Origin of the sequence: Comamonas sp. GB3 AK4-5, from assembly GCF_041320665.1 — a bacterium.
In the GTDB taxonomy this organism is placed as follows: Bacteria; Pseudomonadota; Gammaproteobacteria; order Burkholderiales; family Burkholderiaceae_C; genus Comamonas.
This window is the reverse complement of record NZ_CP166730.1, coordinates 4,629,896-4,649,315: the sequence shown is the minus strand read 5'-3', so window position 1 is coordinate 4,649,315 and position 19,420 is coordinate 4,629,896. Positions and strand designations below refer to the sequence as shown.

Annotated in this window: 14 protein-coding genes; 7 read left to right on the top strand and 7 right to left on the bottom strand. The window is 64.8% G+C overall.

Annotation, left to right across the window (positions count from 1 at the left end; translation table 11 throughout):
• Nucleotides 1-155 precede the first annotated feature (155 nt).
• Both ACA027_RS20590 and ACA027_RS20585 read right to left on the bottom strand, forming a co-directional pair.
• The gene (locus tag ACA027_RS20590) at nucleotides 156-1,058 is read right to left on the bottom strand and encodes an NAD(P)-dependent oxidoreductase (RefSeq protein ID WP_370680048.1); all 903 of its coding nucleotides are present in this window, start codon (nucleotides 1,056-1,058) and stop codon (nucleotides 156-158) included.
• 151 nt (nucleotides 1,059-1,209) lie between these two features.
• Nucleotides 1,210-2,256 carry a type IV pilus twitching motility protein PilT gene (locus ACA027_RS20585; protein WP_370680047.1) on the bottom strand — a complete coding sequence of 349 codons (1,047 nt, stop codon included), beginning with the start codon at nucleotides 2,254-2,256 and terminating at the stop codon, nucleotides 1,210-1,212.
• A gap of 42 nt (nucleotides 2,257-2,298) precedes the next feature.
• Between ACA027_RS20585 and ACA027_RS20580 the strand changes: the two genes are divergently transcribed.
• Nucleotides 2,299-3,018, top strand: coding sequence for a YggS family pyridoxal phosphate-dependent enzyme (locus ACA027_RS20580; RefSeq protein WP_370680046.1), 720 nt, complete (start codon nucleotides 2,299-2,301; stop codon nucleotides 3,016-3,018).
• Here the strand turns inward: ACA027_RS20580 and ACA027_RS20575 are convergent.
• Nucleotides 3,003-3,767 (bottom strand): TetR/AcrR family transcriptional regulator, encoded by a 765-nt coding sequence (locus tag ACA027_RS20575; protein ID WP_370680045.1) that lies wholly within the window; start codon nucleotides 3,765-3,767, stop codon nucleotides 3,003-3,005. The two genes, ACA027_RS20580 and ACA027_RS20575, sit on opposite strands and share 16 nt — an antisense overlap.
• A gap of 164 nt (nucleotides 3,768-3,931) precedes the next feature.
• Here ACA027_RS20575 and ACA027_RS20570 point away from each other — a divergent pair, with 164 nt between their 5' ends.
• The 4 genes from ACA027_RS20570 (at nucleotide 3,932) to ACA027_RS20555 (ending at nucleotide 10,911) form a co-directional block, all read left to right on the top strand.
• Nucleotides 3,932-5,530 (top strand): AMP-binding protein, encoded by a 1,599-nt coding sequence (locus tag ACA027_RS20570; protein ID WP_370680044.1) that lies wholly within the window; start codon nucleotides 3,932-3,934, stop codon nucleotides 5,528-5,530.
• An 81-nt stretch (nucleotides 5,531-5,611) separates the two neighbouring features.
• The gene (locus ACA027_RS20565) at nucleotides 5,612-8,911 is read left to right on the top strand and encodes a carboxyl transferase domain-containing protein (RefSeq protein WP_370680043.1); all 3,300 of its coding nucleotides are present in this window, start codon (nucleotides 5,612-5,614) and stop codon (nucleotides 8,909-8,911) included.
• Between the two features lie 235 nt (nucleotides 8,912-9,146).
• Nucleotides 9,147-10,286 (top strand): aminotransferase class V-fold PLP-dependent enzyme, encoded by a 1,140-nt coding sequence (locus tag ACA027_RS20560; protein ID WP_370680042.1) that lies wholly within the window; start codon nucleotides 9,147-9,149, stop codon nucleotides 10,284-10,286.
• Between the two features lie 214 nt (nucleotides 10,287-10,500).
• Entirely contained in the window at nucleotides 10,501-10,911 is a 411-nt protein-coding gene (locus ACA027_RS20555) for an FKBP-type peptidyl-prolyl cis-trans isomerase (protein ID WP_370680041.1), read from the top strand.
• Between the two features lie 182 nt (nucleotides 10,912-11,093).
• Here the strand turns inward: ACA027_RS20555 and ACA027_RS20550 are convergent, their stop codons facing one another.
• Both ACA027_RS20550 and ACA027_RS20545 read right to left on the bottom strand, forming a co-directional pair.
• Complete coding sequence (locus ACA027_RS20550; RefSeq protein ID WP_370680040.1) at nucleotides 11,094-13,244, bottom strand: TonB-dependent receptor domain-containing protein; 2,151 nt, start codon at nucleotides 13,242-13,244, stop codon at nucleotides 11,094-11,096.
• 281 nt (nucleotides 13,245-13,525) lie between these two features.
• Nucleotides 13,526-13,768 carry a DUF3297 family protein gene (locus tag ACA027_RS20545; protein WP_370680039.1) on the bottom strand — a complete coding sequence of 81 codons (243 nt, stop codon included), beginning with the start codon at nucleotides 13,766-13,768 and terminating at the stop codon, nucleotides 13,526-13,528.
• Between the two features lie 169 nt (nucleotides 13,769-13,937).
• On the opposite strand from ACA027_RS20545, the gene ACA027_RS20540 reads away from it, so the two are divergent.
• Nucleotides 13,938-15,203 (top strand): DUF445 domain-containing protein, encoded by a 1,266-nt coding sequence (locus tag ACA027_RS20540; RefSeq protein WP_370680038.1) that lies wholly within the window; start codon nucleotides 13,938-13,940, stop codon nucleotides 15,201-15,203.
• Nucleotides 15,204-15,428: 225 nt separating this feature from the next.
• Here ACA027_RS20540 and ACA027_RS20535 read toward each other — a convergent pair whose 3' ends face one another.
• Both ACA027_RS20535 and ACA027_RS20530 read right to left on the bottom strand, forming a co-directional pair.
• On the bottom strand, nucleotides 15,429-16,859 hold the full coding sequence (locus tag ACA027_RS20535) for an ATP-binding protein (protein WP_370680037.1): 1,431 nt from the start codon (nucleotides 16,857-16,859) through the stop codon (nucleotides 15,429-15,431).
• Nucleotides 16,856-17,515: a response regulator gene (locus ACA027_RS20530; protein WP_370680036.1), complete on the bottom strand. Its 660-nt coding sequence runs from the start codon at nucleotides 17,513-17,515 to the stop codon at nucleotides 16,856-16,858. Before ACA027_RS20530 ends, ACA027_RS20535 begins: the two co-directional genes overlap by 4 nt.
• A 134-nt stretch (nucleotides 17,516-17,649) precedes the next feature.
• Here ACA027_RS20530 and ACA027_RS20525 point away from each other — a divergent pair, with 134 nt between their 5' ends.
• A complete protein-coding gene (locus tag ACA027_RS20525) occupies nucleotides 17,650-19,353 on the top strand; it encodes a phosphoethanolamine transferase (protein ID WP_370680035.1) in 1,704 nt (567 codons plus the stop codon).
• The last annotated feature ends 67 nt before the right edge of the window (nucleotides 19,354-19,420 follow it).

The following is a 19,420-nucleotide window of genomic DNA, read 5'->3' as shown; positions in this document are numbered from 1 at the left end:
ATACAAGGCGGCCCTTGCGCGGTGCCCTGGCGTGGGCTGCGCCGATTTCAGCCGGTGCGGACAGTTTTCAACGCTATGGATAGTTGAGCGCGGACACAACACCACAAGCAAAAAACGGCAGCCTGGGCTGCCGTTTTTGTGTCTGAAACTTCCAATCAGCGCAGCCTGCGTATCAAGCTGGAGGTGTCGTTGCGGCCACCGCCCATGGCCTGCACATCGGCGTAGAACTGGTCCACCAGGGCCGTCAGGGGCAGGCGGGCGCCGTTGCGCTTGGCTTCGTCCAGCACCAGGCCCAGGTCCTTGCGCATCCAGTCCACGGCAAAGCCGAAGTCGAACTTGCCTTCCACCATGGTCTTGCCACGGTTTTCCATCTGCCAGCTCTGGGCTGCGCCCTTGCTGACCACATCCAGTGCCTTGTGCACATCCAGGCCGGCTTTTTCGCCAAAGGCCACGGCCTCGGACAGGCCTTGGACCACGCCGGCAATGCAGATCTGGTTGATCATCTTGGTCAGCTGGCCGGCGCCGCTTTCGCCCATCAGCGTGAAGGCCCGGGCAAAGCATGCCGCAACCGGTGCCACGGCGTCGAACTGAGTTTGATCGCCACCGCACATCACGGTGAGCTGGCCGTTTTGCGCGCCGGCCTGGCCGCCGGAGACGGGTGCATCGATGAAGTGCAAGCCCTGGGCCTGGGCGGTGGCATACAGCTCGCGGGCCACCTCGGCCGAGGCCGTGGTGTGGTCCACAAAAATCGCGCCGGCTTGCATGCCGGCCAGAGCGCCATGCTCGCCCAGCACCACGGAGCGCAGGTCATCGTCATTGCCCACGCAGCAGAACACCATCTCGGCGCCTTGCACGGCCTCGCGCGGTGTGGCGGCCTCGGCACCGCCGAACTCCGCCACCCAGGCCTGGCGCTTGGCGGGGCTGCGGTTGTACACGGTGACCTGGTGACCGGCCTTGGCCAGGTGGCCGGCCATGGGAAAGCCCATGACGCCCAGGCCCAGAAAGGCAACTTTGCGGGAAGCGGTGGCAGCGTATTCGCGGTGGTGAATGCTCGACATGTCGGTGGATCAGGAATGCAAAAAAACAGTGCACAGGCACTGTGGCGAGGCCGACATGGTGACACAGTGCCGGCAGCCTGTGGTGCTACAGATGGGCGAGTAGCCGGGCAGCACACCATGGTGCCGTGCTGCGGACAGGGGATGACAGCGGTCAGCCGCCGGGGAAGCTCTCAGGCGTCCTGGCCTTGCTGCGGGCCTCTGCAGCGCTGATGCACTGGCGGCGCAGCAGATCGCTCAGGCTCTGGTCCAGGGTCTGCATGCCCAGGCTCTGGCTGGTCTGGATGGTGGAATACATCTGCGCCACCTTGGACTCGCGGATCAGGTGGCGTATGGCACTGCTGCCCAGCATGATCTCGTGCGCCGCCACGCGGCCTGTGCCTTCCCTGGTTTTGCACAGCGTCTGCGAGACCACGGCCTGCAGCGATTCGGACAGCATGCTGCGCACCATGTCTTTTTCGCCAGCGGGGAAGACGTCAATGATGCGGTCTATGGTCTTGGCTGCGCTGGCGGTGTGCAGCGTGGCAAAGACCAGGTGGCCGGTCTCGGCTGCCGTCATGGCCAGGCGTATGGTTTCCAGATCGCGCATCTCGCCCACCAGGATGGCGTCGGGGTCTTCACGCAGCGCCGAGCGCAGTGCGGCGGAAAACGACTGGGTCATGGGCCCCACCTCACGCTGGTTGACCAGGCATTTCTTGGAGGCATGGACAAACTCGATGGGGTCTTCCACGGTCAGGATATGGCCGTGCAAGTGGTCGTTGAGGTGGTTGAGCATGGCCGCCAGCGTGGTGGACTTGCCCGAGCCCGTAGGGCCGGTGACCAACACCAGGCCACGGGGCTTGAGGGCCAGCTCGGCAAGAATCGGGGGGCTGCCCAGTTGCTCCAGCGTCGGCACGGTGCTGGGAATGGTGCGGAACACCGCGGCAGCGCCCCGGCTTTGCTGGAATGCATTCACCCGAAAGCGTGCCAGGCCCGGGATCTCGAACGCAAAATCCACCTCCAGCGAGGCTTCAAATACCTTGCGCTGCAAATCGCCCATGGTTTCATGGAGCATGCCGAGCACGGTTCTGTGGTCTAGCGCTTGGGCATGGATGCGGCGCATATCACCGTGCACGCGGACCATGGGAGGCAGCCCGGCCGAAAGATGCAGGTCCGAGGCCTGGTGCTGCACGCCAAAGGCCAGCAAGCGGGTGATGTCCACCGTCTCCACCTTCCTCCAGGGGTTTGGTAACCTCAAGTCCTTATGACGACCATAGCCGAGAACCTTCAGCAGATACACCGCCGCATGGCGCATGCCTGTGATGCTGCGCAGCGACCCCAGGACAGCGTGGCCTTGCTGGCGGTCTCCAAAACCTTTGGCGCCGACGCCGTGCGCGAAGCCGCACTGGCGGGCCAACGCGCCTTTGGCGAGAACTACATCCAGGAAGGCGTGGACAAGATCGCCCAGCTGCGCGCCATGGCCGATATGCCCCAGCCTGTATGGCATTGCATAGGCCCGATACAAAGCAACAAGACGCGGCTGGTGGCCACGCATTTTGATTGGGTACACACCGTGGACCGCCTGAAGATTGCCCAGCGCCTGTCCGAGCAGCGCCCGGCCGCGCTGGCGCCGCTGCAGGTCTGCGTGCAGGTGAATGTGGACGGGGGCGAGACCAAGTCCGGCTGCAGCCCCGAGGAGGCCCTGGCCCTGGCCCAGGCCATCACCGCCTTGCCGCAGCTGCAACTGCGCGGGGTGATGAGCATTCCCGACCCCCAGCCCACGCCCGAGGCCATGCTGGCCGTGCACCAGCGTGTGGCCGCCGTGTTTGCGCAGATCCGTGACAGCGGCCTGCCGGGGCTGGATGCCTTTGACACCCTGAGCCTGGGCATGACTGACGACCTGGAACTGGCCGTTGCGGCCGGCAGCACCATGGTGCGTGTGGGCAGCGGCGTGTTCGGTAAAAGAAGCTACCCCGCAGCCTGAAGTTCTCTGGCCTGGCTCGCGGCTCGCTTACGTGTTTTGGCGGGCTTGGCGGTGGCCTCGCTCGGCTGGGCCGTACGGGCCTTGCTGGTGCGGCGCTGCGGTGCGGCAGGCAGAGACTGCAGACCCAGGACGCGGGTGGCCAGCGCCGTCAGCTCGGCCACCATTTCCGCCGGGCCCAGGCGCCCACTGGGGCGGTACCAGTGGTAGAGAAAACCAGGCAGGCTGCAGGCGGCCTGGGCCGTGATGCGCGTTTCTTTAAAGTCGAAATGGCCGCTGGCGCGGCCCTCTTCCAGCAGCGCACAGAGCTGGGTGTAAAAGCGCTTGGCCACGGCGCGCGAGGCCTTGTTGTAGGCCGGGCTGAAGGCCTGGGGCTCGCGGTAAGGGAAAAAGGCCGCCGGGTAATGGGCGATGGTGGCCGCAATCAGGCGCTGCAGCCCGTCTATGGCTTTTTCATGTGCCGGGCGCGCATCGTCGGCCTCGAAATCCAGCACCGTGAAACAAGCCTCGGTAGGTGCCCAGCATAGGGTCTCGAAGATCTCCTGCTTGCTGCGAAAGTAGTAATACACAAAGGGCTTGGTCACGCCCAGAGCCTGCACGATTTGCTCCATGGTGGTGTTCGCGTAGCCATTGCGGTCGAACAGGGCCTCGGCGGCCTTGAGGATGCGCTCGCGCTTTTCGTCGGAGCCTGCGGTGGGAAGGCGCTGCCGGCCACGGGGAGAAACAGGGGCTTTTCGGGAGGTGCTGGCCATGCGGTGGCTCCGTGTCATCTAGGTTATACCAATGGGTATTATTGTTCTACCAAGCGGTATATATTGGCAAGACAGCGAGGCGGGAAGGCCTGTGACCATCCCTGGAAGCACGGAAACATACCGTGCCAGACCTCGCACTCCACCCGACACCCAGGAGACAAGCCATGGCGGATTCCGAAACCCTCGTTCCCTTGCACCAAGCCCTGCGCCGCAATGCGCGCCAGCAGTCCGATGCCACGGCCTATATCTGGTATGGCAGGCACATCAGCTGGCGGCAGCTGGACGATGCCAGTGATGCCGTGGCGGCGCATTTGCAAACCCTGGGCGTGCAAAAAGGCGAGCCCGTGGCGCTGTTCATGAACAACTGCCCGCAGTACATCGTGGCCCACTACGGCGTGCAGAAGGCGGGCGCCATCGTTTGCCCCTGCGGCCCGCTGAACAAGGAGCATGAGCTGGCCTACCAGCTGGGGGATCTGCAGGCGCGCATCATCATCGCCGCCGATGTGTTGCTGCCCATCGTGGACCAGGTGCGCAGCAGCACGGCGTTGCAGCATGTGTTGGGCGTGCGCTATGCGGATTGGCTGCCCGAGGTGCCCACGCTGCCCCTGCCGGCCGAATTGCAGGCGCCGGTGCAGCCCCTGCCTGACGGCGTGGAATCCTTCTGGAGCGTGATGCACAGCGGCGCCAGGCCTGCGCCCGTTGAAGTTGGCATGGACGATGTGGCGCTGATGACCTATACCTCGGGCACCACCGGTCTGCCCAAGGGCGCCATGCTGAGCTTTGCCAACGCGGCCAGCAAGACGGCCGCAGCCTGCCAGGCCAGCCAGGTGGGCGCGCAGGACATGCTGCTGGCCGTGGCGCCGCTCTATCACATTGCCGGCATGTCCATGGGGGTGAACATGCCGGTGCAGGCCGGCGCGCCCTGTGTGCTGCTCTACCGCTTTGACCCGCTGGCCGTGGCCCAGGCCATAGAGCGCTACCGCGTGAGCTGGTGGTACAGCATTGCGCCCATGAACGTGGCCGTGATGCAGCTGCCCGGCGTGCAGAACATGGACCTGCGTTCGCTGCGCCGCAACACCGTCACCAGCTTTGGCATTGCCTATACCGAGGAGTTGGCTGCCAAGTGGCGCCAGTTCGCGCCCGATTGCATCTCCTGCGAGGCGGCCTACGGCCTGTCAGAGACCCACACCATGGACACCACCATGCCCATGGACGCCATACGCTGGGGCACGCACGGCAAGCCCGTGGCGGGGAATGAAATTCGCATCATCGACCCCTTGAGTGGCGAGCCACTGCCTGCAGGCGAGGTGGGTGAAATCATCGTGCGCGGCCCAGGCAACTTCAAAGGCTATTGGAACAAGCCCGAGGCCACGGCCAAGACCCTGAAAGACGGCTGGGTGCATACCGGTGACATGGGCAAGATGGATGCCGATGGCTACCTCACCTTCATCGGCCGCTTCAAGGAAATGATCAAGGTCTCGGGCTACAGCGTGTTCCCCGAGGAAGTGGAGACCATTTTGATCAAGCACCCGGCCGTGGCCCAGGCCGCCGTCATCGGCGTGCCCGATGCGGAGAAGGGCGAGATCGTGCGCGCCTTCATCGTCACCAAACCCGGGCAGACGCTGGAGGCCGAGGCGCTGCTGCATTGGTCCAAACAGAACATGGCCAGCTACAAGGCGCCGCGCGAGCTGCGCTTTATCGCGGCCTTGCCGGCCACCGGCGCAGGCAAGGTGCTGCGCCGTTTGCTGCGTGATATCCCCTGAGTGCTGGCAGGCTCCTTCCCGGAGGAGGGGGTGAAGACCGCTGGCAAGCGTGGCGCCATGTGCCGCTGAATAGGAAATCGAATGTTTGACAAAGTACTGATCGCCAACCGTGGCGAAATCGCCTTGCGTATCGTGCGCGCCTTGAACGAGCTGGGCATTGCTAGCCTGGCCGTGTACGCGGCCGACGATGCAGATGCCCCCCATGTGGCGGCCGCCGATGCGGCCCAGGCCCTGGGCGCCAGCGGCCCCGCGGCCTATCTGGATGGAGAGAGCCTGCTGCGCATTGCCCGTGAGGCGGGCTGCGATGCCATCCACCCCGGCTACGGTTTTTTGAGCGAGCATGCCGGCTTTGCCCAGACCTGTGCGGATGCCGGCCTGCGCTTTATCGGCCCCACGCCACAGCAACTGGCCCTGCTGGGCGACAAGGCCAGGGCGCGCGCGCTGGCGCTGGAATGCGGCGTGCCCGTGATGCCCGGCAGCAGCGAGGCCGTGAGCCTGGAGCAGGCCCAGGCGTTTTTCGCGGCCCAGCAGGCCGCGGGCGCGCCCGGCATCATGGTCAAGGCCATAGGCGGTGGTGGCGGGCGCGGCATGCGCGCCGTGATCCATGCCGAGGACCTGCCCGCCGCCTACGAGCGCTGCCGCAGCGAGGCGCGCGCCGCCTTTGGCGTGGACGGCGTCTATGTGGAGCGTTTGATGACGGGGGCGCGCCATATCGAGATCCAGGTGCTGGGCGATGGCAGCGAATGGCCCGTGGCCCTGGGCGAGCGCGAATGCACGCTGCAGCGGCGCTTTCAAAAGCTGGTGGAGATTGCGCCCAGCCCCAGCCTGAGCCAGGCACTGCGCGAGCGCATCACCCGCGATGCGCTGGCGCTGGCATCGCATATCCGCTACGAGAGCCTGGGCACCTTCGAGTTTCTGGTCGACATGGCCTCGCAAGACCTGCCCTATGTGTTCATCGAGGCCAATCCGCGCCTGCAGGTGGAGCACACCATCACCGAAGAGGTGTTTGGCGTGGACCTGGTGCAGGCCCAGATCCGCATTGCGGCAGGCGAGCATCTGAGCGAGTTGGGCCTGAGCCCGCCCCCCGCGCCGCGCGGCTATGCCATGCAATGGCGCATCAATGCCGAAACCCTGGATGCTCAGGGCGCAGCCACGGCGGGCAGCGGCCGCGTCCGCCAGCTGGATTGGCCCGCCGGCCCGGGCATGCGCATAGACAGCCATGCGCGCCTGGGCGTGGCACCTTCGCCGCATTACGACACGCTGCTGGCCAAGCTCATCGTCCACAGCCATTCGCCACGCTTTGCTGATGTGCTGGCGCGTTCGCGCCGCGCCCTGGCCGAATGCCGCATTGCAGGCCTGCCCACCAATCTGCCGCTGCTGCAGGCCCTGGCGCAGCGGCCGGAGATGGACAGCCAGAAGGTACACACGCGCTGGCTGGAAGAGGCCCTGCCCGCGCTGGTGGCGGCCGCAGAGCAAGCAGAAAAGATAGCTACCAGTGCAGATGGCGCAAGCAATGCAGGGATGAATCCCTCTGTATCGACCGCAGATACTGCACAAGCAGCTCCTGAAAACGCAGTGCTGGCCCCCATGCCGGCGCGGGTGCTGCAGTGGAGCGTGGCGGTGGGCGATGTGGTGGCGCAGGGCGCCGAGCTGGGCGTACTCGAGGCCATGAAGATGGAGCATGTGCTGTGCGCGCCGCATGCCGGGCGCATTGCAGATCTGCTGACCGAGGCCGGTGCCTATGTGGCCCAGGGCCAGGCCTTGTTGGTGTTCGAGGCCATCCAGGGTGAGGTGGCCGAAGCGGGGGCGTCGCAGCAGACGCAAGACCCCGCCCATATCCGCGCCGACCTGCAGCGCGTGATGGACCGCCATGTGTTCACGCAGGATGCGGCCCGGCCCGAAGCCATGGCCAAGCGCCATGCCCAGGGCGGGCGCAGCGCACGCGAGAACATTGCTGATTTGTGTGATGCCGGCAGCTTCATCGAATATGGGGCGCTGGCCATTGCCGCGCAAACGCGCCGGCGCAGCATGGAAGACCTGGTGGCCAACACCCCGGCGGACGGCATGGTCACCGGCATAGGCAGCATCAACGGCGCGCAGTGTGGTGAAGAGAAAGCGCGCGCCGTCGTCATGTCTTACGACGCCACCGTGCTGGCCGGCACGCAAGGCATGCGCAACCACGCCAAGACCGACCGCATGCTGGGTGTGGCCCTGCAGCAGCAACTGCCCGTGGTGTTGTTCGCCGAAGGCGGTGGCGGGCGCCCCGGCGATACCGACATGCCCGTGGTGGCCGGCCTGCATGTGCACACCTTTGCGGCCTATGCGGCGCTGTCCGGTCAGGTGCCCGTGGTGGGCATTGCCCACGGGCGCTGCTTTGCGGGCAATGCGGCGCTTTTGGGCTGCAGCGACGTCATCATCGCCACGCGCGCCAGCACCATTGGCATGGGCGGGCCGGCCATGATCGAAGGCGGCGGCCTGGGTGTTTTCAAGCCCGAGCAAATTGGCCCCAGCGGCGTGCAGCATGCCAATGGCGTGATCGACATCCTGGTGGAGGACGAAGCCCAGGCCGTGGCCGCTGCCAAGCATTACCTCTCCTTCTTCCAGGGCCGGGCCCGGGACTGGAGCGCGCCCGATGCGCGTGCCCTGCGCCATGTGGTGCCCGAAAACCGCTTGCGCGCCTATGACACGCGCGCAGCCATGCGGCACCTGGTGGACGAGGGCAGCCTGCTGCCGCTGCGCACCGGTTTTGGTGTCGGCATTCACACGGCGTTGGCGCGCATAGAGGGGCGCGCCGTGGGCATCATGGCCAACAACCCCTCGCATCTGGGCGGTGCCATCGACGCCGATGCCGCAGACAAGGCCGCGCGCTTTATGCAGCTGTGCAATGCGCATGGCATTGCCATGGTCAGCCTGGTGGACACCCCCGGTTTTATGGTGGGGCCAGAGATCGAAAAAACGGCCCAGGTGCGCCATGTGAGCCGGCTGTTTGTCACCGCCGCCAAGCTGCGTGTGCCGTATTTCAGCGTGGTGCTGCGCAAGGGTTATGGCCTGGGTGCCATGGGCATGGCGGCGGGCGGCTTTCATGCACCGCTGTTCAACGTGGCCTGGCCCACGGGCGAATTCGGTGGCATGGGCCTGGAGGGCGCGGTGCGCCTGGGCTATCGCAAGGAACTGGAGGCCCTGGCCGAAGGCCCCGAGCGCGATGCCCTGTTCCAGAAACTGCTGGCCCAGCAATACGCACATGGCGAGGCCCAGCACATGGCGTCCACGCTGGAAATCGATGCCGTCATCGACCCGGCCGACACACGCGCCTGGCTGGTGCGGGGCTTGGCCAGCGCCCGCTTGCGGGAGATTCCGCCCCGGTTTGTTGACACCTGGTAGCCGCCGCGGTGGAGGCCGGGCGCTTTCGGGCAGGGCCGCATGCGGGATACGGGAGGTACGAGAGATGCCAGAGAGAAGGGATGTGGCAAGCGCCGCTGGGTGCCGGTCGCGCAGGAGGGGGCTGCATCCCATGCTAAGCTGAAAATCTCAATGCAATATTTGGCCGCACCGGATGCGGCATCGGCCGCAGCGCTGGACAACAGCGCGCGGCCCCTGTGACTGGAGATAAAAACCTATGCCCGGACTTTTGCCCGATATCGACCCCGATGGTCTGCTGGAATTCTCGGTGGTCTACACCGACCGCGCGCTCAACCACATGTCCAAGCGCTTCACCGGCGTGATGCAAGACATTCTGGGCATGCTCAAAGAGGTCTACAGCGCCCACACCGCCGTGCTGGTGCCCGGCAGCGGCACCTTTGGCATGGAAGCCGTGGCCCGCCAGTTCGCCAACAACCAGAAGGTGCTGATCGTGCGCAATGGCTGGTTCAGCTACCGCTGGACGCAGATCTTCGAGGCCGGCAACTTCGGCCTGGGCGGCGGCGCCGTGGTCTGCAAGGCGCGCAAGCAGGGCGCAGGCAGCCAGGACCCATGGACCCCCTGCCCGGCCCAGGATGTGGCCGAGGCCATTCGTGCCGAGCGCCCCAAGGTGGTGTTTGCCCCGCATGTGGAAACCGCCAGTGGCATCATGCTGCCCGACGACTATCTGCGCACCATCTCCGAAGCCGCCCATGACGTGGGTGCCTTGATGGTGCTGGATTGCGTGGCCTCCGGTGCCATGTGGGTGAACATGGAAAAGACCGGCGTGGACGTGCTGATCAGCGCCCCGCAAAAGGGCTGGAGCAGCTCGCCCTGCTGCGCCATGGTCATGCTCTCGGCCCGTGCGCGTGAAGCCATAGAGCCCACGCAAAGCTCCAGCTTCTCCTGCGATCTGAAGAAGTGGATGCAGATTGCCGAAGGCTACGAAAAAGGCCAGCACGCCTACCACACCACCATGCCCACCGACGCTCTGGTGCGCCTGCGCGATGTGATGCTGGAAACCCGTGCCTACGGCTTTGAAAAAGTGCGCGAAGAACAAATCGCCCTGGGCGACAAGGTGCGCAAGCTGCTGGAGTCGCGCGGTTTTCCCAGCGTGGCGGGCGGCGGCTTCAAGGCCCCTGGCGTGGTGGTGAGCTACACCACCAACCCCGAGATCCAGAACGGCAAGGCCTTTTTGGCCGTGGGCCTGCAAACGGCCTCGGGCGTGCCACTGATGTGCGACGAAGGCCCCGACTTCCAGACCTTCCGCATCGGCCTGTTTGGCCTGGAAAAATGGCACAACGTGGACCGCACGGTGGAGCATTTGCGGGATGCCCTGGAAAAAATAAGCACCCCCTGAGTCGCCTGCGGCGCCTTCCCCCTCTCTATCGCTACGCGATGGAGGGGGACGGCACCGGCGCGGCGGGGCGGCCCTTGCGCGGTGCCCTGGCATGGGGCCTGCGCCAGTTTCATAGGCCGGCGACGTGGCGTTATGGGAACTGACGGCCCACTGATTTTTTGATAGCTGCTCAAGCGCTTACCGATTGCTTGGGCACCAGATTGGAGAGAAAACCATGTTCACACGCATTGCAGGCGCTGCCTGCCTGATGGGCGCCTTGTTGGCCGGTCATGCACTGGCCCAGCCCGTCACCACTGCCAGCGGCCTGGTCTACGAAAGCCTGAAGGAGGGCACAGGCCTCAGCCCCAAGGCCAGCGACAAGGTCAAGGTGCATTACCGCGGCTACTTCCCCGATACCGGCAAGGATTTCGACAGCTCCATTGCCCGGGGCGAGCCCATCGAGTTTCCCCTGAATGGCGTGATTCCCTGCTGGACCGAGGGCGTGCAGAAGATGAAGGTGGGCGGCAAGGCCCGCCTGACCTGCCCATCCAGCATTGCCTACGGCAGCCGTGGGGCAGGCCGGGTGATTCCACCAAACGCCACGCTGATGTTCGAGGTGGAGCTGCTGGGCATCAATGGCAAGTGAGCCAAGGGCCTGAAGAAAACAGGAGCTGCCTATGCAGTGACCCACTTGGTTTCACACATCAATAGTGCGTGAAATCAAGGCTGGACTGCACAAGCAGCTCATTTTTGATGAGCGATGTTCTGTGAGCAGAACGCAAAAAGGGAGGCATGGCCTCCCTTTGTTTTTGCGCCTCGCGGCGGTTTTTAGAACTCGTAGTTGGCCGAGATCCAGAGGCGGCGGCCATCTTGCGGGTTGCGATAGCGGTTGCCATAGGTCACGGTGTTGCCGCTGCGGTAGTAAGGCTGATAGTCCACAAAGTCCTTGTTGAACAGGTTGTAGACCGCTGCGTTGATGGTGAATTTGGGCGTGACACGGTAGCTGCCACCCAGGTGGAACTGGGTGTAGGCCTTGTAGTCTCCCAACACCTGGGCTGCGGCAATGGTTGTGGCGGTGGTACCTGGGTCGCGGTAGCGTTCGCTGCGGTACTCGGCGCGTACCCAGCCACTCCATTGGGCTGTCGGCTTCCAGTCCACGCGGGCGTTCAGCGCATGCTTGGGCGTGTCGGTCAGCGGCTTGCCTTGATTGGGGCCGCTTTGCTGTTTGCTCTTGGTGTAGGTGTAGTTGGCGCTGCTGCTCCATTGGGGATTGAAGGTGTAGCGTGCGCTCAGCTCCATGCCGCGCGTGACAGCCTCATCCACGTTGATGGATTGCCCAAAGGTATCCACCAAGGGCCAGTTGCCGAAATCGGCACAGCCGGGGCGGTTGGGGTCGCCTGCAAAGGAGCAGTTGGGCAAACCAGGACCACTGGTGATCTTGTCCTTGAACTGGTTGTTGAACAGCATGGCGCTGGCAGACAGACCTCGGGCATTGTCAAAATACACACCCAGCTCGGTGCTGCGGCTAGTTTCGGGCTTCAGGTTGGGGCTGCCCACCAGCGGGGTCTTGCCCTGGTTGCCAAAGCCGTTGATGCCGGGAGCCAGTTGCTCCACGCGTGGCGTCTTGTAGCCATGGCTCATGCCCCCCTTGACGGTCCATTGCGGCGCTGCCTGCCATACACCGTAGGCGCGTGGGCTGACCTTGCCGCCAAAAATGCTGTGGCGGTCGTAACGTGCACCCAGGGTGAGTTTGAAGGCCTCGGCCAAGCTCCATTCGTCTTCGGCAAAGATGGCTTTTTGTGTGAACTCAAAGGGGCTGGGCGCGACGCCGTCTTCCATTTCAGCCTTCCACCATTGGCCGCCGAGAGTCGTCAAGTGATTGCCCCAGGGCATGACCAGCTTGGTGTCCAGCACCTTGCTTTCTACTTCCAGCGTGCGTGGAGCGCCGGCTACCGCACCGGGTGTGCCGCTGGGTATGGTGCGGCCAATGGTCTCGGTCTGGTTGACCATGAAGCTGGTCTCCCAGGTGCCAAAGCCATAGCGTCCGGTATGGGCCAGGCTCCATTGGTCACGGTTGTATTTCTGCTCGGGCGCATAGCCACCTGTCAAAGACCCCATTTGCCCGCGTCCGTTGTCATAGGTTTGGCGGCCGGTATCCACGTCCAGCACGATGTCGTGGTGGCGGCTCGGGGTGAGCGACAGACGTGCCCCCACCGTGTTGACGGTGGACTTGACGGGGTTGGAGCCCATGACCGGAACGACTTCTTGCCCGTTGCTGCCGACATAGTGCATGTCTGCACCGTCGCGATGAAATGTGCTGCCGCGCAGGGTCAGACCCAGCAAGTCTTGCTTGATGGGACCACTCAGATAGAACTTGCCTGCATGGGTGTCTCCAAATGCGGATTCTTGCTGCATGGTGTAGTCCACGCCCACCGAGCCGCTCCAGGTCTTGCCCACCTTGCGCGTGATGATGTTGATCACGCCGCCCATGGCATCCGAGCCATACAGCGTGGACATGGGGCCACGGATGACTTCGATGCGCTCAATGGCAGAGAGGGGCGGAAGAAAGCTGGTCTGTGTCCCGCCAAAGTCATTGGGGGTGACATTGCCTGCCGAATTCTGGCGGCGACCATCAATCAGCACCAGGGTGTATTCGCTGGGCATACCCCGGATGCTGATGTTCAGGCCGCCGGTTTTGTCGGTGGCCGCACCAATGTCCACGCCTTCCACATCTTCCAAAGCCTGGGCCAGGTTGCTGAAGCTCTTCTTCTCCAGATCCTTGCGAGAGATGACAGTGATGGAGGCGGGCGCCTCCTTGATGTCTTGTTCAAAACCGGAGGCGGAGACCACCACTTCCGACAGGGTCTGGGTTGCTGCAGCGGGGGCTTGTTGGGCGGTGGCTGAAGCGCAGGCCGCTGCAGCGGCCAAGGCCAATAAGGTGGGCGAGAGGAAGGAGCTGGGTGCGGCAGAAAAAGACATAGCTACGCCTCACCAGGCGAGGCTGGCGGAGGTCAGGAAGGGGTAGGAACGCGGGGGCTGGGCGCAGTGGCCAGCGCGTGCGGGTGACTGCCGTTCCTGTGCTATGGATTGTTTTATGGAGGCCGGCGCCGTAGATTATGCGTGAGGATGTTGATAATTGTTATCAATCGCATGAGTATTTGTGTTGCGCGTTGCAAAACACAGACAAGACACCGGTATGGGCAGAAACGGAAAAGCCTGTGGCGACCCTTTCACCACAGGCTTTGAATGCAGGGGCCGGTTTACTTGTAGAACACCTCAACCAGGCCCTTGAGCTTGATCAGCAGCGGGTAGCCACGGCGGTCCACGGTCTTGCCGGCGGGCACTTTCACCCAGCCTTCGCTGATGCAGTATTCCTCCACATCAAAGCGTTCCTTGCCGTTGAAGCGGATGCCGATGTCGTGTTCAAAAATCGCGGCCACATGGTGGGGGCTGCGTGGGTCGATGGACAGGTGATCGGGCAGAGTGGGGCGGGTGTCGCTCATGGTGTGTAGCTGGCAAAAAATGGGAATGCCCGGATTGTCCGGGATTTTGAAGTAACCCCCTGGGTCGCCTTTGGTGCCGGCGGCTATGTGCCATGTGCAGGTTGCAGGGCGCTGCAGGGTGCTGCACAGCGCCATGGAAAACGGGCAGGGCCATGCTAGGCTGAATGTCATGTCCTCCACTGCTTCCGCTCTGACCCGCTCCAAGCGCCTGGCGCTGGGGCTGCTGCTGCTGGTGACGGCAGTGTTCATTGCCACCCACTTTCTGGCACAGACCTTGGCCGTGCAGTGCCTGCAGGCCGTGGCAGAAGCCGCCATGGTGGGGGCGTTGGCCGACTGGTTTGCGGTGTCGGCGCTGTTTCGCCGCATTCCCATTCCCTGGGTGCAGCGGCACACGGCCATCATCCCGCGCAACAAGGACCGCATCGGCGAGAACCTTGCGGTGTTTGTGCGCGACCGGTTTCTGGACCCTGTTTCCTTGGTGGCGCTGCTGCGCCGCCATGATGCTGCCCAGTCGCTGGCGGACTGGTTGGGCGCCCCGGGCAACAGCCCGTTGCTGGGGCGGCAGCTGGCGCGCCTGGCATTGGCCGGGCTGGAAATGGTGCAGGACCGCCAGGTGGAGCGCTTGCTGACGCAAGCGCTGCGCGGTGTGCTGGCGCAGGTGGACTTCGCTCGCTCTATGGCCTCGGTGCTGCAGGCACTGACCCAGGATGGCCGTCACCAGGCGGTGCTGGACGATGTGCTGCGCCGCATCAGCGGCGTGCTGCGGCAGACCGATACCCACCATCTGGTGGCCGAGTCGATTGTGCAATGGCTCAAACGCGAGCACCCGGTGAAGGAAAAGCTGCTGCCCACAGACTGGCTGGGTGACAAGGGCGCAGAGCTGGTGGCCGATGCGCTGGAAAGCCTGCTCCATGACATTGCCCACAACCCGCAGCACCGCATGCGCGAGGCCTTCGATGGTGCGGTGCAGCGCTTGATCACCCGGCTGCAGCAAGATCCGGACTACGCACAGCGGGCCGAGCAACTGCGCCACTACCTGCTGCATGACGAGAAGCTGGCGGCCTATCTGCGCGAGATGTGGGGCCGTATGCGCCAGCGGCTGGAGGCCGATCTGGCCAACCCCAACTCTCACATTGCGCGCAAGCTGGCGGGCATGGGCCGGGGTTTGGGCCAGGCGCTGGCGCAGGATGCGGCCCTGCGCGCCTCCATGAATACGCGGCTGGAGGGGTGGGCCCAGGCGCTGGCACCCGAGGTGTCGGAGTTCATTGCCCGCCATATCCGCGAGACCGTGCAGCGCTGGGATGCACAGGAGCTGTCGGCCCTGGTGGAGCACCATATGGGCAAGGACCTGCAGTTCATACGCATCAACGGCACCCTGGTGGGGGGCGCCATTGGCCTGCTGCTGTTCACGCTGACCCATTTGCTGCGGACCTGAGCTGCCTCTGAGCCCCCCTGAGTCGCCTTCGGCGCCCTCCCCCCCCGGGGGACGACAGCTTCGCGGCGGGGCGGCCCTTGCTCGCTGTCTCTGACAGGGCGCGCGCCAGTTTCATGGGCTGTGAGCGGTACCGCACGCTGAAGGGAATTGCCTGGGGCCGCTTTGGTGCCTGCCCCCCGATGGGGCGACAGCGGAGCGTAAGGGGCGCGCGCAGCGCCATGGCGTTCAGGTGGCCGAGGGTGCTTCGGCTGGAACAATGACCTCGGGGGAAACCTCTGAGAAAACCAAGCGCACTTCCAGCCCGCGGGTCTGGCCGGGCACTGGTGACACCAGGGTCAGCTGCGCCCCATGCTTGTCGGCAATGCTGCGCACAATGGACATACCCAGGCCATAGCCTATGTGCTGGGTGTCGGCGCGCACATGGCGTTGCAGCATCTGCGTTTGCTGTGTGCTGTCCAGGCCTGGTCCCTGGTCGCGCACGACCAGGGCCGGGGGCTCGGTGGTGACGGCCAGCGTCACCTCGCCGCTGGAATAGGTCAGGGCGTTGTCCACCAGGTTGCGCAAGGCAATGGCCAGGGTGTCCATATCGCCTTGCACCCAGACCGGGGTGGCCGATGCCGGGGCCTCCCAGTCCAGGCGGCGCTGGGCGCGGGGTTGCTGCCAAAACTCCTGGGCCATGGTGCTGGAGAGCTGAACGAGGTCGATGCGGTGCTGGCGCGCTGCGCTGTCGGATTCGGCGCGTGACAGCTGCAACAGCCGTTCGGTGCGGTGGCTGAGGGTCTCCAGTGCGGACAGCGCGGCCTGGGCCTCCGCCACAGTGATGTGCTCGCTTTCTTGCTGGCGGGCATGGTCCAGTGCCAGGTGCAGGCGCAGCCGCACGGAGGCCAGGGGCGTGCGCAGCTCATGGGCGGCATTGGCGGCCAGGGCGCGCTCCACATCCAGGGCCTCGTGCAAGCGGTGCATGAGTTGGTTCACACCTTCGCCCACCTGGTGCAGCTCGCGCGGCAGGCCTTGCAGTGACAGCGGCTCCAGGTTGTTGCTGCTGCGGTCGGTGATTTGCTGCTGCAGCCATTGCACGCTGCGCAACTCATTGCGGGCGATGCGGTGGATCAACCAGCCCAATACGGGCAGCATCAGCAGCAGCACCAACACCAGGCCGGTCAGGGTGCGGCGGCTGGCCTCGGAGCGCTCTGCCAGCGGGTCGGCCAGCTGCAGCCACACCTGCTCCTGCGAGGTGTAGAGGGTGTAGATGCGGTGTTCTATAGAGTTGTGAAAGCCTTCGCGCAAGGGCGCATCAAACGGGGCCATGGGAGCTCCGCGCGAGCGCAGCAGCACATGGCCTTGCTGGTCGCGCAGCTGCAGCAGCAAGGGCTCCGGATGGCCATCGCCCGGCACCTCACCCATGGTGATGGTGCGCAGCTCCGGTTGCTTGCCAAGGCTGCGGGCATGGGCCACATCCAGCAGGGCCGGATAGAGCTGGCGGTAGGCACTTTCCACCAGCTCGGTGTCGAAGTTGCGCTGGATCTGTGCGTCCACATACCAGACCACCATGGCCGTGCTGAGCGCCCAGACCGTGACCACGGCCACCACCAGGGGTTTGGTCAGGCGGTGGGCAAGGCTGGTGGGCAGGGCTTGGGGTGCTGTCGTGGGCGTCATGCCGTAGCCAGTCGGTATCCGGTGCCGCGCACGGTCTGGATCAGCTCGCTGCCCAGCTTGCGGCGCAGCCGGCTGATGAAGACCTCCAGCGTGTTGCTGTCCGAGGTCTGGTCCCATTGGTAGAGGGCTTCTTGCAGGCGTTCGCGGGTGAAGGTCTGCTCCGGGCGGCTGGCCATCACACGCAGCAAGGCCCATTCCTTGGGCGTCAGCACCACGGGCAACTGCTGCACCTTCACGGTTTCGCGTGCCAGATCGATGCTGACCACACCGCGCACCAGCACGGGGCTGGCCTGGGCGCTGCGGCGGCGCTCGATGGCGCGCAGCCGCGCCAGCAGCTCTTCGGGGTCATAGGGCTTGACCAGGTAGTCGTCGGCACCCGAATCCAGGCCGCGAATGCGGTCGCTGACCTGGTCGCGGGCCGTCACCACCACGATGGTGGGCGGGTCCTTGCGTGCGGGGATGGAGCCCAGCAGCTCCAGGCCTTCGCCGTCGGGCAGGTTCAGGTCCAGCAAGATCGTGGCGTAGTGGGTGACGGCCACCAGGGCGCGGGCCGCGCGCAGATCGGGAGCCAGGTCCACCTGGAATTGCTTGCTTTGGAGATAGTCCAGGACCGCATGGGCCAGGACGGGATCGTCTTCGACCAACAAAATACGCATGGGGCAGGGCAGTAACGGCGTAAAACCCCAAGTGTAGGGAGTCTGGCGCAGACCTGCACCTGAACGAAAGCTGAACATGGGGTTCACTGCAAGTTCAGTTGCGGGGCCTAACTTCGCGGCCCATGCAGACTTCCATGCCCCGCACGCCCGGCCGTGCTGTCCCTGACTTCCTATCGCATCTGCTGCGCACCTGGCCGCAGCCTGTGCTGGCACCGCGCACCGTGGCCGTGCTGCTGTCGCTTTGGTGCACCGTGGCGCTGAACCAGGCCCTGTGGCACAAGCTGGCGGGTCTGCCGGACTTCTCCGATCCCTGGCTGCTGCGCCGCACCGTGATCGCGGTGCTGGTTGCCTGCGCTACCTACCTGTGGTTCATGCTCTGGTCCTGGCCACGGCTGCGCCGGCCCATGTGGAGTCTGACGCTGGTGGTGGCTGCCGTGGTGCAGTACTACATGCTGCGCTATGGCATGGTGATGGACAGCAGCATGGCCCACAACGTGCTGCAAACCAATTTCACCGAAGGCCTGGCGCTGTTCAGCATGACCCTGGTGGGCCATGTCCTGGTGCTGGCCGGCCTGCCGCTGCTGTGGCTGTACCGGGGCCTGCGCTTCAAGGAAGAGTCGGCGCGGAAGTCCTGGGGCTGTTCTGCCCTGGTGCTGCTGGCCTGCCTGGGCCTTCTGGTGGGCGGTGCCATGGGCATGTACCGGGAGCTGGCGCCGCTGCTGCGCAACCACACGGAAATCCGCTACCAGATCAACCCGCTGGCCAGCGTGGTGTCATTCGCCAGCGTCACCATCAAGCCCTTGCTGCAGCCGCAGCGGCCGTTCCAGCCCATCACGGCAGGCGCACTGCTGGGCGCGAGCTATGCCAATGCGGCAACCAAACCGCCGCTGCTGGTGCTGGTGGTGGGCGAGACCGCGCGGGCCGACCATTTCGGTCTGAACGGCTACCCGCGCGACACCACGCCCGAGATGGAGGCACACCAGGTCATCAGCTGGCGCCAGGTGCAGTCCTGCGGCACCAACACGCAGGCATCCGTGCCCTGCATGTTCTCGTCGCTGGGCAAGGCGGGCTACGAGCGCCGCAAATTCGAGTACGGCAATTTGCTGGATGTGCTGCAGGCCGCAGGCTTGGGCGTGGAGTGGCTGGAAAACCAGTCCGGCTGCAAGGGCGTATGCGACCGCGTGCCCCATGCACAGGCGGACGCCATTGCCACACCCCAGGCGCTGCGCCAGTGGTGCAAGGACGGCGAATGCCTGGACCAGTTGATGGTGGACCAGCTGGACCAGCGACTGCAGGCCCTGCCCGAAGCCGCGCGCCACCAAGGTGCGGTGCTGGTGCTGCACCAGATGGGTAGCCACGGCCCGGCCTACTACCGCCGCTCGAGCGCGCAGAACAAGACCTTTCAGCCCGAATGCACGACACAGGTCACCTCCGACTGCAGCCACACCGAGCTGATCAATGTCTACGACAACAGCATGCGCGAGACCGACCGCTTTGTGGGTCGCGTGATCGACTGGCTCAAGACGCAGCAGGACCAGTACGCCACATCACTGCTCTATGTTTCCGACCATGGCGAATCGCTGGGTGAGAACGGGCTGTACCTGCATGGCATGCCCTATGCCATTGCGCCCCAGGCACAAAAGCATGTGCCCTGGGTGTTGTGGCCCGGTAGCCTGCAGGCCCGTACCGGCATGGACGAGCAGTGCGCGCGCGCCAGCATCGACAAGGCCTACACCCACGACAACTACTTCCACACCGTGCTGGGCATGCTGGACGTGCACAGCCCCACCTACAAGCCGGAGCTGGACATGCTGGCGCCCTGTCGCAAGGCGGGGTGATGGGGCGCAGCCAGGCGCAAAAAAGCCCGAAGGATGGCTTCGGGCTTGTGCTCCACCTGCACCGCTG